The 14574-nt window shown below is 48.4% G+C and carries 12 protein-coding genes; 9 read left to right on the top strand and 3 right to left on the bottom strand.

From position 1 onward, the window contains the following. The first annotated feature begins 63 nt into the window (after positions 1–63). Together gldB and gldC are read left to right on the top strand one after the other, a co-directional pair. Complete coding sequence (gene gldB / locus RA156_RS11970) at positions 64–1089, top strand: gliding motility lipoprotein GldB (protein ID WP_306640336.1); 1026 nt, start codon at positions 64–66, stop codon at positions 1087–1089. Continuing rightward, positions 1089–1421, top strand: coding sequence for a gliding motility protein GldC (gene gldC / locus RA156_RS11975; protein ID WP_306640337.1), 333 nt, complete (start codon positions 1089–1091; stop codon positions 1419–1421). Before gldB ends, gldC begins: the two co-directional genes overlap by 1 nt. Positions 1422–1434: 13 nt before the next feature. On the opposite strand, the gene RA156_RS11980 is transcribed toward gldC, so the two are convergent. From RA156_RS11980 to RA156_RS11990, 3 genes are all read right to left on the bottom strand, one after another. Continuing rightward, a complete protein-coding gene (locus RA156_RS11980; RefSeq protein WP_306640338.1) occupies positions 1435–4722 on the bottom strand; it encodes a WD40/YVTN/BNR-like repeat-containing protein in 3288 nt (1095 codons plus the stop codon). Between the two features lie 208 nt (positions 4723–4930). Next, positions 4931–5563 (bottom strand): ribosome biogenesis GTP-binding protein YihA/YsxC, encoded by a 633-nt coding sequence (gene yihA, locus RA156_RS11985; RefSeq protein WP_306640339.1) that lies wholly within the window; start codon positions 5561–5563, stop codon positions 4931–4933. Position 5564: 1 nt separating this feature from the next. Further along, a complete protein-coding gene (locus RA156_RS11990; RefSeq protein ID WP_306640340.1) occupies positions 5565–6326 on the bottom strand; it encodes an alpha/beta fold hydrolase in 762 nt (253 codons plus the stop codon). Positions 6327–6647: 321 nt separating this feature from the next. Here RA156_RS11990 and mraZ point away from each other — a divergent pair, with 321 nt between their 5' ends. From mraZ to murD, 7 genes are read left to right on the top strand one after another with little or no spacing between them, the layout of a single operon-like run. Continuing rightward, positions 6648–7133 carry a division/cell wall cluster transcriptional repressor MraZ gene (mraZ, locus tag RA156_RS11995; protein ID WP_306640341.1) on the top strand — a complete coding sequence of 162 codons (486 nt, stop codon included), beginning with the start codon at positions 6648–6650 and terminating at the stop codon, positions 7131–7133. An 8-nt stretch (positions 7134–7141) separates the two neighbouring features. Further along, positions 7142–8047, top strand: coding sequence for a 16S rRNA (cytosine(1402)-N(4))-methyltransferase RsmH (gene rsmH / locus RA156_RS12000; protein ID WP_306640342.1), 906 nt, complete (start codon positions 7142–7144; stop codon positions 8045–8047). Then, positions 8044–8436: an FtsL-like putative cell division protein gene (locus RA156_RS12005; RefSeq protein WP_306640343.1), complete on the top strand. Its 393-nt coding sequence runs from the start codon at positions 8044–8046 to the stop codon at positions 8434–8436. Before rsmH ends, RA156_RS12005 begins: the two co-directional genes overlap by 4 nt. 25 nt (positions 8437–8461) lie before the next feature. Continuing rightward, positions 8462–10534: a penicillin-binding protein gene (locus RA156_RS12010; RefSeq protein WP_306640344.1), complete on the top strand. Its 2073-nt coding sequence runs from the start codon at positions 8462–8464 to the stop codon at positions 10532–10534. Beyond that, positions 10534–11994, top strand: a complete 1461-nt coding sequence (locus RA156_RS12015; protein WP_306640345.1) for a UDP-N-acetylmuramoyl-L-alanyl-D-glutamate--2,6-diaminopimelate ligase — start codon at positions 10534–10536, stop codon at positions 11992–11994. Before RA156_RS12010 ends, RA156_RS12015 begins: the two co-directional genes overlap by 1 nt. Before the next feature lies 1 nt (position 11995). Beyond that, positions 11996–13222 carry a phospho-N-acetylmuramoyl-pentapeptide-transferase gene (gene mraY / locus RA156_RS12020; protein ID WP_306640346.1) on the top strand — a complete coding sequence of 409 codons (1227 nt, stop codon included), beginning with the start codon at positions 11996–11998 and terminating at the stop codon, positions 13220–13222. Then, positions 13222–14574 (top strand): UDP-N-acetylmuramoyl-L-alanine--D-glutamate ligase, encoded by a 1353-nt coding sequence (gene murD, locus RA156_RS12025; protein WP_306640347.1) that lies wholly within the window; start codon positions 13222–13224, stop codon positions 14572–14574. Before mraY ends, murD begins: the two co-directional genes overlap by 1 nt.

The raw sequence follows: 14574 nt of genomic DNA on the forward strand, positions 1-14574 counted from the left end.
GGCGTTTCTGATTCGTTCAGTTCTTATATCCTTCGGTTGGCGCCAAAGCTACCAATTTTTCATATGCTCAAACGGCTCATCACACTCGGGTTCTTCACCACTATGCTGTTCATCTCCTGCGATGAGGGCGTGCGTGAAGCGGACATTTCTAACATTGATCAACAGTGCGATTTCTATGCACTCAATGATTCGCTGCAGCAATTTGATCTCGCTAACGCGGAAGAAATAAACCAACAACTGTACCAAAGCTTAGGACCTTTCTGGAGAGACTATACCGAATCGATCCTGCGCGAAGGTGCCTTTGATGATCCAGCAACCCTCGGAAAGATTGCTCAGTTCATGACTGACCCTACGATCAGTGAAATCAACACGGAGGTCGCGGCTATACTCGGTCCCGGACAAGCCGAACGCATCGATCAACTGGATAAGGCATTCCGTCGCATGCGCTACTTCTTCCCAGAAACACCTGCGCCGCAAGTTGTCTTCATGAACAGTGGATTCAACTATGGAATCTTCCCTACGGAAACACACTTGGCCGTAGGACAAGAATGGTATTTGGGAGCAGAGCACCACATCACGCAAAGCTTGGATGAGAATACCTTCCCTAATTACATCCGCAAGAAAATGGCTCCAGAGTTTTTGGTTGGAGATGCCATGCGGGGTTGGCTAGCCGTTCATTTTCAACACCAGTATTATGACGATAGCGATCTCCTCTCAACAGTGATGTATTGGGGGAAGATGCTGTACTTAATGGATGTTACTCTTCCTGAGCTAACCGATGGACAAAAGATCAATTACACTCCAGAGGAAATTGCATGGTGTCAAGCCAACGAGCGCAACCTATGGGTTGCTTTTTCGCAACAAGACATCCTTTACGAAAAGCGCAAGTTTGAGATTTATCGTTGGGTAAATGATGGTCCGTTCACCAGCGCTCAAAGTGTACCTCAAGAATCTCCTTCACGCCTCGGCATGTGGATCGGCTGGCAAGTCGTTCGCGATTACATGGAGCGCAACAAGGAGGTCACCCCTGAACAATTACTTCAGGAAACGAATTATTTGAAATTACTCAACGCATATAGACCAGGATAATGGACTCTTCTAAGATCGAGATCAACGTTACCACCGACGAAAACAAAGTACCTGAACAGATCATTTGGTCTGCTCCTCAGGCAAATGTGATCAACAAAGAAGCAAAGGCCATGATCCTTGCCATGTGGGACAAAGATGAACGCAACACGCTGCGCATCGACCTATGGGACAAGGAAATGGAGGTGGAAGAAATGAAGTTCTTCGTCCACCAAACCATCTTAACCCTTGCTGACAGTTTTGAGCGTGCTACTGGAGAAGATAAAATGGCCGCGACTATGCGTGATTTCTGCGACTATTACGCAGAGAAGATGAATCTTCAGCCGAACAGCTAGCCACCCTTTTATCTTAGTCTTCTTTCCAGTTTGGTCGCTGCGGAGTGTATGGAATGTTCTTTCCGTCCAGCTTCGCTTCTAAGGCCTGAATTGCAGCTCTCATATCATCGAGTGATTTTCTAGCTGCAGCATATTCCTCTTTCGCAAGCTCGAACTGCTCCTGATTCGTTGTGGTTGGATCTGACGTTGAGTACCAAGTATTCCACACGATGTTTTCAATTCGATACACCGCTCCAGGAAGTGCTTCTACGTCTCTACTTGATTTGTGGTAATCGCCAGTCATGTCGATACCAATGTCATGCGATGCACGCTCCAGCTTCTTCACGTCTTCCATCCAAGCGATATCCGCCCCTGGGTAGCTTTGAATAGCCGCCTTGATGTGACGCAAGCGATTGTCAAGGTCTGAGTGCTCATTCAAGCTTCCACGCATTCGGCGGCGGAGTTCTTGTACTTCCTTCTTGAAGGCGATGTTTGCTTCCGTCTGGCGGTCAAGCGTAGAGTTCTCAAGCGCTTTCACTTCGAAGCTCTCTGGAGCGGCGAGGGAAGTGAACACTCCATTGTCTGCCATCCAAATCTCCACCGTGTAAGTTCCCGGAAGAACCAATGGCCCTTCATCTGGATTGCTGTAGCGTCCTACTTCACCAGAACTTGTGCGAATTGGGGTCGTGGCCGGATAACGAAGGTTCCACGTCACACGCTGAACACCGGTTGATGCAGAACGTTTTATTTTTCGCACTTCGCTTCCTGCAGCATCCTTAATCAAGAAAAGCAGGTAGGCATCCTCGTAGTTGTCCTCCGCTACAAAGTCCTCATAGCTTGGGTAGTCGATGGTACGTCCTGCCTCTTTATCTTCTTTCTCCTTCTCTTGACGCTGGGCCTTCGGAGACTTCGGTGCTTCTTTCACGAAGTAAGTGAAGGTTGCTCCGAACTCAGGGTTAGGCGCTGCATACATGGAAGCACCTTGGCTTCCCGTTCCGCGCAGTCCAAGAGGGTTTGATTCAACATATGCAAGGGCATCCTTAATTGGGAAAATCTTAGCGTCGGTTTCGAGCGATTCTTCTGTGAGGTTGCGCAGCGGTGAGTAGTCATCTAGTACATAGAATCCACGACCGAAAGTTCCGAGAACAAGGTCGTTTTCGCGTTTCTGGATGGCCATATCTCGAACACAGATCGTTGGTAATCCAGCCGAGAGTTCTACCCAATTCTTACCGCCGTTCACACTAACATAGCAGCCAAATTCTGTTCCTGCAAAGAGGAGATTCGCATCTACGTGATCTTCTGCTACAGAATAGACTGTTCCACGTTCTGGAAGGTCATTCTGAATGGCCGTCCATGTATTTCCTTTGTCAGTACTCTTGAGTAGGTAAGGCTTAAAGTCACCCTTTTTGTGATTATTAAAGGCTGCGTACACCACGTTCTTATCGTGTTGTGATGCCCAAATCATATTCACGTAAGTGAGGTTTGGCACTCCCGGGAATGACTCTTTCTTACTCCAAGTCGCTCCTCCATCTTGAGAAACCTGAATGAGTCCGTCATCAGTACCTGCGTACAAGAGGTTTTCATCAAGCGGCGACTGATCGAAGGCCACGATGTTACCGTAGATGGTTGTTGACTTGTTCTTCATGACAACATCGGGAGACTGCACCTCTCCCATCACCTTCATCTTGTTTCGGTCAAGTTGGCGTGTCAAGTCAGGAGAAATGGTTTCCCAGCTATTTCCACGGTCAGTGGTCTTGAATACTTTGTTTGCACAGAAGAAGAGTGTCTTTGGATCATGTGGTGAAATCAAAAGTGGTGAATCCCAGTTCCATCGATATGCAGCTTCACCTTTTCCAGGCTGTGGTTTGATTCCAATACGTTCACCTGACTGGCGATCGAATCGAATTAAGCCTCCATACTGCCATTGTGCATAGATGATATTCGGGTTGGTTGGGTCTACCTGAGTTTCGTAACCATCACCTCCTACGGTGATGTACCAATCAGAATTCAAGATACCTGCGTTATTAATCGTACGTGAAGGACCACCTTGTGAGTTGTTGTCTTGGGTTCCCCCGAAGACGTTATAGAAAGGCTCGTCGTAATCGATCGATACCTTATAGAATTGAGTAATCGGTAGGTTCGCTTTGTACTCCCATGTATTCGCGTGATCGTAAGTTTCGTAGATACCACCATCACAACCTACGATCCAGTGATCGGTGTTGGTTGGGTTAATCCAAATGCAGTGGTTGTCGACGTGCTTTTGAGATTCACCTGTGGCGATAAAGGTTTTACCTCCATCTTCGGTATGGTGTAACCAAGTGGCCATACTGAAGACCTTATCTACATCGTGCGGATCACAGATGATCTCTTGGTAGTAGTTTCCTGAAGTCACGTAGCTACTGCGCTTCTCCCAAGTAGCTCCCTTATTGGTTGAACGGAAGAATCCCGCACTACCTTCTTCCGCTTCCGCGATAGCGTATACCACATTAGGATCAACAGGAGAAACCGCCAAACCTACGCGGCCCATCTTACCAGCTGGAAGTCCGCTTGTAATCTCTTTCCAAGTCATTCCTCCATCCATCGACTTGTACACAGAGCTTTCTGGACCTCCACCGATGTAGGTAAAGACATGACGACGGCGTTGATGAACAGCTTCATAGAGGATATCAGGATTCGATGGATCCATGATCAAATCACAGGTACCAGTCTTTTCAGAGATGAAGTGAATCTGTTCCCAATTCTCACCACCGTCAGTGGTTTTGTACACACCGCGATCGCCACCATCAGACCAAAGTGGTCCGTAAGCCGCTACATACACCACGTCAGAATTACGTGGATCAACGATGATCTTCGAAATGTGCTCAGAGTCTTTGAGCCCCATATGCTTCCAAGACTTACCTCCGTCGGTAGACTTGTAAACACCGTCGCCGTAAGCAACGGAGCGTTGGTTATTATTCTCCCCAGTTCCGACCCAAATCGTAGAAGATTGGTTCGGATCAATCGTCACACACCCCACAGAGTATGAACCTTCTCCATCAAAAATCGGTGTGTAACTCACCCCGTGATTGGTTGTTTTCCAAACACCTCCAGACGCCACAGCCACGTAGTATTCATTGAAGTTATCAGGATTAACCGCTATATCAGCCACCCTTCCCGAAGTCAATGCTGGTCCGATATTACGGAACTGCAGACCACTAATCTGGCCGGAATTCAGCCAGTATTCCGTGTCGGCGTTCTTAGAGCCTTTCTTCTTTTTTTGAGCTACTGCGTCTGCTGAAGCGAAGAGTACAGCTAGCGCAAGGATGAGAAACTTGAATTTCATAAATAGGAGGTTTGGTCAATAGCTAGACTTCGTTCTAGCGGACACAATATAGAACAGCGTAGCGACTTCTGCCGGGGGAAATGTATGGACGGCGGGAGGAGAGGAAGAGTGAGAGGAAGAATTAGAAGGAGAATGTGAGGGCCGCATAATATGCGTCCGCCTGTTGACACCACCGAAGAATCGGTTAGGGGCGCATAATATGCGTCCGCTACTCTTCTTCGTATCCTTCCCAATATTCATTTGTCTTATCGACGAACTCAATCAGCTCGTCTTTTCCTTGAATATGAGATGAAGAAGTATGGAAAATCTGCGGAAGACTCTCCCATGTCTTGAGCATTTCCTTCTGATATTGACGTAGGTTTTCTGCTTTCTCAGAAGAAGACAGTTTATCAAGCTTGGTGAATACCATCACGAAAGGGATTCCGTTGTTCCCCATCCACTCCATGAACTCAAGGTCGATCTTTTGTGGCTTGTGACGACTATCGAGAAGAATCAAGGCACACATCAAATTCGAACGATTCTTGAGGTACTCTCGAATCATGTTGTCAAATATGCGTCTGTCTTTCTTAGAGACTTTCGCGTATCCATACCCAGGAAGGTCAGCGAGGTACCATGCCCCTTTCTTGCCTTGGTTAATGACGAAGTGATTAATGTGTTGAGTCTTTCCTGGTGTACCGGAAATCTTTGCGAGCCCCTTACGGCTCGTCAGCATATTGATCAGCGACGATTTTCCAACATTTGAGCGTCCGATAAAGGCGTACTCTGGGAGGTCTGGTTCAGGACATTGCTCTAGGCGCGTGCTACTCTTGACGAATTCCGCGCTATGGATATCTCTAGCCATCTTAAAATCCTCGTGAGTCGAGCCATTCGCTAAGAATGCGATTGAACTCTTCAGGATGCTCCATCATCGGAGCGTGTCCACATTCATCGATCCAGAACAAGTCTGCATCTGGAAGCTTCTCTTCAAACTCAACTGCCACTTCTGGAGGCGTAATTGTGTCGTTCTTACCCCAAATAAGGCATGCTGGCATGTCCATATTCGGAAGATCCTTGGCCATATTATGACGAATCGCAGACTTGGCAATTGCCAGGATGCGAATCACACGGTTACGATCATTCACGATTTCAAAACACTCGTCTACCAATTCATCAGTAGCGTGTTTGGGATCGAAGAATGTCACCGCCACCTTCTTACGAATGAATTCTTTGTCTTCTCTTCGCGGGAAGCTTGAACCGAAGGCATTTTCATACAAGCCAGAGCTTGCCGTCAAAATCAACGACTTCACTTTCTCAGGATGCTTACGCGTATAGATAAGCGCTACGTGTCCACCCAAGGAGTTACCCAAGAGGTGCACCTTATTATACCCTTTAAAGTCAATGAACTTGGTCAAGAACTTCGCGATACTCTTCGCGCTCGTTTCTAACACTGGCAATTCGTACAACGGGAGCATCGGAATGACCACGGTGTACTTCTGCTTGAAGTGATCTACTGTTTCTCGGAAGTTACTGAGCGCTCCAAACAAACCATGAAGTAAGATCAAAGGTTCCCCTTGTCCTTCTTCAATGTATTTGAATTGCCCGTCGTGCTTGAGGTTCTCAGTCATGTGACGAATTATCTGGCGACAAAGATAGATAAATGGAGCATCCTCAACATCTCGCCTTCGAATAGACACGATTGTTCATAACGTGTTCATAAGCGATTTTACCCCTTTTCACAGTCTCGTGTTCAGAAGCTGATCAAGGTCGATTCAGACCAAAGCGCAAATGCCTCAAATTCACCGCATACGAGAGATCCGCATGATAAATTCCAAAAGCGGATATAACCCACTAAGCCACAGAAGTTTTCAACACGGTGGTAAAAAGTGGTAGATTGTGGTAACCAGTGGTAAATATTTCCTAATTTTACTTCAGGAAAGCGCGATCATATGCTCAATCTCCTCGGGGAATACGGATGTAAAGTGGATGCCAAAGGCAGGCTCATGTTTCCAGCGAAGCTTCGGAAACAGTTAGAACCTGTGCTGCACCACGGTCTCGTGCTCAACCGTGACATTTTCGAACAGTGTTTGGTCTTGTACCCGAAACCTGAATGGGATAAGGTCAACCAAGAGATGAGCAGACTGAGTCGCTACAACAGAAAGCACCAAGCCTTTCAGCGAAAGTTCATGAAGGGGGCCACCCTCATCGAACTCGATAGCGCAGGTCGAATGCTCATCCCAGCTTCTTTGTTGAAGTACGCCGGCATCGAGCCGGGCGGCAAAAACGAAATGGTACTCACCGGAGTGCTTGAGAAGATGGAACTGTGGAGCGTTGACCGCTACGACGAATCAGTATTAAATGACGATGATGACTTCGGCGATATCGCTGACGACATCAGAGGACAGATCGAAGGCCCTGGCTTTCCACTCAACTAGATAAGAACATGGAAGAGCGCGATTACCACGTACCCGTTCTACTCCATGCTTCAATAGACGCACTCGACATCGACCCAAACGGGGTCTACGTGGATGTCACCTTCGGAGGAGGTGGACACTCACGAGAGATTTTGACAAGACTGGACCAAGGAAAACTCTTCGCATTCGATCAAGACCCTGATGCTCAGGATAATGTTCCCGAAGATGACCGCTTCACCCTCATCCCACAGAACTTCCGCTACATGCGGAATTTCCTGCGCATGTATGGCGTAACTGAAGTTGATGGAATTCTAGCTGACCTCGGTGTGAGCTCCCATCAATTCGACGCCGCTGAACGCGGATTCTCTCTTCGTTTCGACGCTCCCCTTGATATGCGAATGTCACAAAGCGGCACCAAGTCCGCAGCGAGCATTCTCAACGAATACGAAGAAGGAGACCTCATCAGGATCCTGAAAACCTATGGTGAAGTGAGACAAGCCGGACGTGTCGTTCGCGCCATTCTCAAATTCCGCAGCGAAGAAGGCTTCAAAACCACAGGTGACCTGAACAAAGTACTGCAACCATTCGCTCCCGCGATGAAAGCACACAAGTTTCAGGCTCAGGTCTACCAAGCGCTACGCATCGAAGTCAACGACGAGATGAAAGCACTGGAAGAATTCCTAACACAGACTGAAGCGCTACTCAAACCGAGCGGCCGACTCTCAGTCATCTCCTACCACAGCCTTGAAGACAGAATGGTGAAGCGCTACATGCGCGCCGGCAATTTCCAAGGCGAAGTCAAGAAAGACTTCTACGGAAATCCAATCACCCCATGGAAAGTCATCTCTCGTAGCGCCATCGTTGCCGACGAAGAAGAAATAGAAAAGAATAACCGAGCACGAAGTGCACGACTCCGCATTGCGGAACGCATATGAAGAACCGACTAGCGACACCTAACGAAGAACAGCAAGCGCCGGCCAAAAAGTCTAGGGGAAGATTCTCCCGCCTCGTCACCAACGTATTGAGCGGAGAATTCCTGACAAAGGAAAGCGTGACAGCACACCTCCCATTTGTGCTGTACGTGTGCGCATTCTTCTTGCTGTCGATCTACATCGGATACGTCTTCGAAAACACTGAACGAGAAAAGATTCGTGTTGAGCGCCAATTGCAGGAACTCAGCGCAGAGTACAAAACACTAAAGAGCGAGCTCGAAGCAAAGAAGCAACAGAGCTCCGTAGCACAAGCCATTTCATCACTCGGACTAGTAGAGCCAACCGCTCCTCCGGTCATTATCGAATTCGACGCGAAGTCAATTGAAGAATAGTAAGGAAATATCAGCCCGTTCTTGGATGGCGTTTATCGCCTTCGCCTTGTTGGCCTTTGCCATTTTCGGCAAGATCCTTTGGATTCAGTTTGCCCAAGCTGATCAATGGGCGGAGCATGCCCAAAGCATTGAGCAGCGCACCCAAGACATCGAGCCGACGCGCGGTCAAATCTACAGTACTGACGGGAGCCTTCTGGCTACGTCTGTCCCTGTATACAACCTCTACTGGGATTCAAAAGCGACAGGCATTGACTCGGTCACATTCGTTACTGAACTGGACTCACTTTGCCTCCAGCTGTCTGAAAAATTCCCAGACCGCTCACCAAGCGAGTACCGTATGGACCTTTTGGAAGCAAAACGTCTTGGAAAGCGCTACTACCGCGTAGTGAAGAAGATGAGCTACACCGACATGAAAGAGCTCAAAACCTTCTCTTTCATTAAGCGCGGCAGACACCGAAGCGGATTCATTTTTGAACGCATCGACATTCGGAAAAAGCCTTTCGGTGAACTCGCTTCACGTACGATTGGAATCGACCGATTGGGATCTCGTGTGGGTCTGGAACTTGCCTACAACGAAGAGCTCGCTGGGAAGACAGGGAAACAACTGATGGAGCGCATCGCTGGTAACGTTTGGAAGCCAGCTACCGACGAATACATCGAAGCTCCAGTAGACGGCGTAGATATCATCTCTTCAATTGACGTCCACCTCCAGGATGTGGCCAGCAACGAGCTGAACAATCTCTTGCGCAAGCACAATGCTGAATGGGGCACCGTAATCCTGATGGAAGTAGAAACAGGCTACATCCGTGCGATTGCTAACCTCACACGAAACCAAGATGAAGAAGGATATTCCGAAACGTACAACTACGGAATCGGTCAATCGATTGAGACTGGATCAACATTCAAGTTAGCTAGCCTGATCAGCTTGCTTGAAGACAATCACGTTGACCTCACTGATAGCGTAGATACTGGAGATGGTGTCGTTTACTTCTACGATGAGCCAATGAGTGATTCGCACGAAGGCGGATATGGTAAGATCAGCGTGGAACAAGTGTTCGAGAAGTCTTCCAACGTAGGAACGGCCATCTTGGTTGATCGCTACTATAAAGACCAACCACAGAAGTTCCTCGATCATCTCACAGCCATGGGACTTCGCCAGCCACTTGGCATCCGACTCAAAGGCGAGAAGAACCCATTCATTTACGAAAAGGTACGCGAAGGCAACTGGTCGGGACTATCACTGACACAAATGTCGATTGGGTATGAGGTGCAGCAAACACCGCTTCAAACCCTCGCCTTCTACAATGCCATCGCCAATGGCGGAACATTGATGCGTCCTCAATTTGTTGAGTCGCTAACGCGGAATGGCAAGACCATTGAAACCAATGACCCGATTGTTCTTCAAGAACGCATCTGTTCGCGCTCTACCCTGAAGAAGACTTGGCAGATGATGCAAGGGGTTTGCGAAGAAGGCGGAACTGCTGATTACATCTTCGAAGACAGTCCGTACCGAGTAGCTGGAAAAACAGGAACGGCGAAGATTGCCTACTCAGGTGGTTACTACAAGAATCGTTACCGCGCCTCATTCGTAGGTTTCTTCCCAGCTGAGAACCCTAAGTACTCATGCATCGTGGTCGTAAACGACCCTCGTAGCGGTGTGTACTACGGATCTGCTATTGCCGCTCCGGTATTTAAAGGACTCGCAGATAAGATCTACGCCACACAACTTGAACTCCACGACAACCAAGAGCCTGAGCTTTTGCTTGGAGACCAGTCGAAACTTCCTGTATCAAGAAGTGGTGCCCGTGAAGACCTCGAACGTGTGTTCGCCGGTTTAGCCATCCCAACATCTGACAACAACGAAAGCCCTTGGATTGAGACCTCAACCAAAGAAGACCACGTAGCACTTGGCGCTCGCGAACAAGCGCGCGGCTTGATTCCGAATGTGGTCGGAATGGGGCTACAAGACGCCCTCTACCTCCTAGAAAACGCAGGCTTACAAGTAGAAGTCTCAGGCTACGGAACCGTGAAGCGACAAAGCGTTCCGGCGGGAGCCGCAATAAGAAATCACCGTCGAATCAGAATCGAACTATCCTAATGAAGCTTCTGAAAGACATACTATACAAATGCCGTCTCACAGAGGCGATCGGCCCAATGGACATCACCATCGAGCACATCACTGCTGATAGTCGTGAAGTGAAAGGCGGTACGCTCTTCGTTGCCGTGAAAGGAACACAAGTAGACGGTCATAAGTACATCGAATCTGCGATTAAGTCTGGAGCCATTGCCATTATCTGTGAAGAGCTTCCTTCTGATCGTCCTGAGCAAATCACATTCGTTCAGGTAGATGACTCAGCCAAGTCGCTAGGCTTCATCGCTTCGAACTTCTATGACAATCCAAGCAAGGAAGTACAAGTAGTTGCGGTTACGGGCACCAATGGTAAGACGACGACGGTAACCCTACTCTACCAATTGTTCCGTCTGATGAATAAGAAGACTGGACTATTGAGCACAGTGGTGAATCGCATCAACGACACTGAGGTTGTTGCTACACACACCACTCCAGATGCTATTTCTCTCAACCGCATGTTGCGCGATATGGCAGACCAAGGCATTGAGTTCTGTTTTATGGAGGCAAGCTCTCACGCCATTCACCAACACCGTGTGACGGGCGTTGAATTTGCTGGAGGTGTGTTCACCAACATCACCCGTGACCATCTGGATTACCACAAGACTTTCAACGACTACATCAAGGCGAAGAAAGGTCTATTCGACATGCTTCCTAGCGGATCGTTTGCACTGGTAAACAACGACGACAACCACGCTGAAATCATGCTTCAAAACTGCCGCGGACGCCACCTGTCTTACGGCTTGCGTACGATGAGTGATTACCGCGCAAAGATTCTTGAGAATCAGTTCAGCGGCTTGCACATGAACATCAATGGTAAAGACCTCTACACGAAGTTGATCGGAGGTTTCAACGCCTACAATCTGCTAGCAGTTTATGCTGTAGCGATGGAGCTAGAGCAAGACGAAATGGACACGCTCACCAACATGAGCATGCTCGGTAATGTCGACGGACGATTCCAGTACCTGAAAGGGAAAAACGAAGTGACGGCTATCGTCGATTACGCTCATACGCCTGACGCACTCAAGAATGTCTTAGCCACAATCAAAGACATCCGCACCGGGAATGAGCAAGTAATCACCGTAGTGGGATGCGGAGGCGATCGTGACAAAGGAAAACGACCTCTCATGGCGCGCATTTCTTCTGAGCTCTCAGACCGTGTCATTCTCACAAGTGACAACCCACGTAGCGAGAATCCAGATCAAATCATCACTGACATGAAAGAAGGGCTGGACCCGGTTCAACTCTCGAAAACATTCAGCATTACCGATCGCAAAGAGGCCATCCGATTGGCCTGTTCGATTGCCCAAAAGGGAGACATCATTCTCGTGGCTGGTAAGGGCCATGAAAAGTACCAGGAGATCAAAGGGGAACGCTTCCCATTCGATGACCTGCAGGTAGTTAACGAATCACTCAACACGCCAGCCTGATATGCTATACCATCTGTTTACATACCTCGATCAGACCTATGACCTTCCTGGCGCAGGGCTTTTCCAGTACCTATCGTTCAGGGCAGCATTGAGTGTGATCACCTCATTGTTGATCTCACTTGTATTCGGTAAGCGCGTGATTCAATGGCTTCAACTGAAGCAAGTAGGTGAGATTGTTCGTGATCTCGGACTAGAAGGCCAAATGCAAAAGCAAGGGACACCAACCATGGGTGGACTCATCATTCTGGCTTCGATCTTGATTCCTTCTCTCCTTTTCAATGACCTGACGAACATCTACGTACAGACCATGATCCTCGCCACAGTATGGCTAGGAATGATTGGGTTCATTGACGACTACATCAAGGTATTCCGTAAGAACAAAAAGGGGCTTGCCGGCAAATTCAAAGTGATTGGCCAAGTAGGTGTGGGGATCATCGTAGGTGCTATGCTCTACTTCTCTCCTGATGTCACCATTAAGGAGAACCCGATGACGTCTTCAGTTGATCCAATCACCAACGTTGCGGGCACGAGTGAGTGGGTAGAAACGAAGTCTACGAAAACCACCATTCCATTCATCAAGAACAATGAGTTCGACTACGCATGGTTGATCGATTGGATGGGTGAAGGAGCTGCAGACTACACCTGGATAGTGTTCATCCTCATGGTGATCATCATCGTTACTGCCGTGTCTAATGGTGCGAACATGACCGACGGCCTCGATGGCCTCGCCACCGGAACCTCCGCCATCATTGGAACCACCCTTGCCATCCTCGCTTATGTCAGTGGTAACTACATCTTCGCTGATTACCTGAACATCATGTTCATTCCTGAATCGGGTGAACTTGTAGTGTACATCGCTGCATTCGTAGGTGCGTGTATCGGCTTCTTGTGGTACAACGCCTTCCCTGCCCAAGTATTCATGGGAGACACGGGGTCATTGGCCCTTGGTGGGATCATCGCCACGTTTGCCATTGCCATCCGAAAAGAACTTTTGATTCCAGTACTGTGCGGAATCTTCCTTATTGAAAACCTCTCGGTGATGATCCAGGTAAGCTGGTTCAAGTACACCAAGAAGAAATACGGTGAAGGACGTCGCGTATTCCTCATGGCGCCACTGCACCACCACTATCAAAAGAAGAACCTACCTGAATCTAAGATCACTGCTCGATTCTGGATCGTAGGTATTCTCCTTGCAGTCATCACCATCGTAACGCTGAAAGTCCGCTAATGAGTCGTCGCATCTCCATATTAGGTGCCGGTGAAAGCGGCGTTGGAGCAGCTTTGCTTGCGAAACAGCAAGGCTATGACGTCTTCGTGTCTGATTTAGGCACGATCAAGGATAAGTATGCGCAAGAATTGGCTAGCGCCGAAATCGAATTCGAAAGCGGAAAGCATAGCGAAGCGCGCATTCTGTCTTCCGACGAAGTCGTAAAAAGCCCTGGAATTCCAGAGAAAGCACCGCTCATCAAGCAGCTGCTCGACCAAGGAACACCGGTGATTTCGGAAATCGAATTTGCAGGCCGTCATACCGACGCAAAGAAGGTGATCATCACCGGAACAAACGGTAAGACAACCACAACAACCCTAGTACACCATGTACTAACCAAGGGTGGCGTAGAAGCCGGGATCGCCGGAAACATCGGCAAAAGCTTCGCTCGCCTTCTTGTTGAGGAAGATGAAAAAGACGTGTACGTGCTTGAAGTAAGCAGTTTCCAGCTCGATGGAATGTTCGACTTCAAGGCCGACATCGCCATTCTACTCAACATCACTCCTGACCATTTAGATCGCTACGACTACGAGTTGCAGAATTACATCGACTCCAAGTTCCGTGTGATCCAAAACCAAGGAGCCGCTGACCACTTCATCACCAACGCAGATGACCCCATCATCCAGGCTGAACTCGCGAAGCGTTCACTGCCGATGAACTACTGGCCGGTCAGCCTAAGTAAGACCATAGAAGAGCTCCAATTCGAAGGAGCAGGAATAGATAACAACCTCTTACAGATACAAACCAAAACCGAACTGTTCACGATGAAAATTCAAGAACTCGCCCTCCAAGGGAAGCACAACCTCTTTAACTCCATGGCAGCAGGAGTGACTGCGCGCCTTTTCGAACTACGCAAAGAACTCGTACGCGATAGTTTGACAAACTTCGACAACATTGAACACCGCCTCGAATTCGTGGCTAAAGTGCACGGCGTAAGCTTTATCAACGACTCAAAAGCGACAAACATCAACAGCACGTGGTACGCACTCGAAAGCATGGATCGTCCAACGATCTGGATTGCAGGTGGTGTCGACAAAGGAAATGACTACTCAGAGCTTTACGAACTGACAGACAACAAGGTGAAAGCGTTGATCTGCCTTGGTAAAGACAATGAAAAATTGAAGAAGGCATTCGAAGGACGTATCGAAACGATTCTCGATGCTTCAAGCGCTACAGAAGCTGTAGGTCTTGCTTATGAAATGGCATACGACGGAGACACTGTGTTGCTTTCGCCTGCATGCGCCAGCTTCGATCTATTCGAAAACTACGAAGACCGCGGACACCGTTTCAAGTCAGCAGTTCGTCGTCTCTAA

Origin of the sequence: Sanyastnella coralliicola (genome assembly GCF_030845195.1) — a bacterium.
Taxonomy (GTDB): Bacteria; Bacteroidota; Bacteroidia; order Flavobacteriales_D; family Sanyastnellaceae; genus Sanyastnella; species Sanyastnella coralliicola.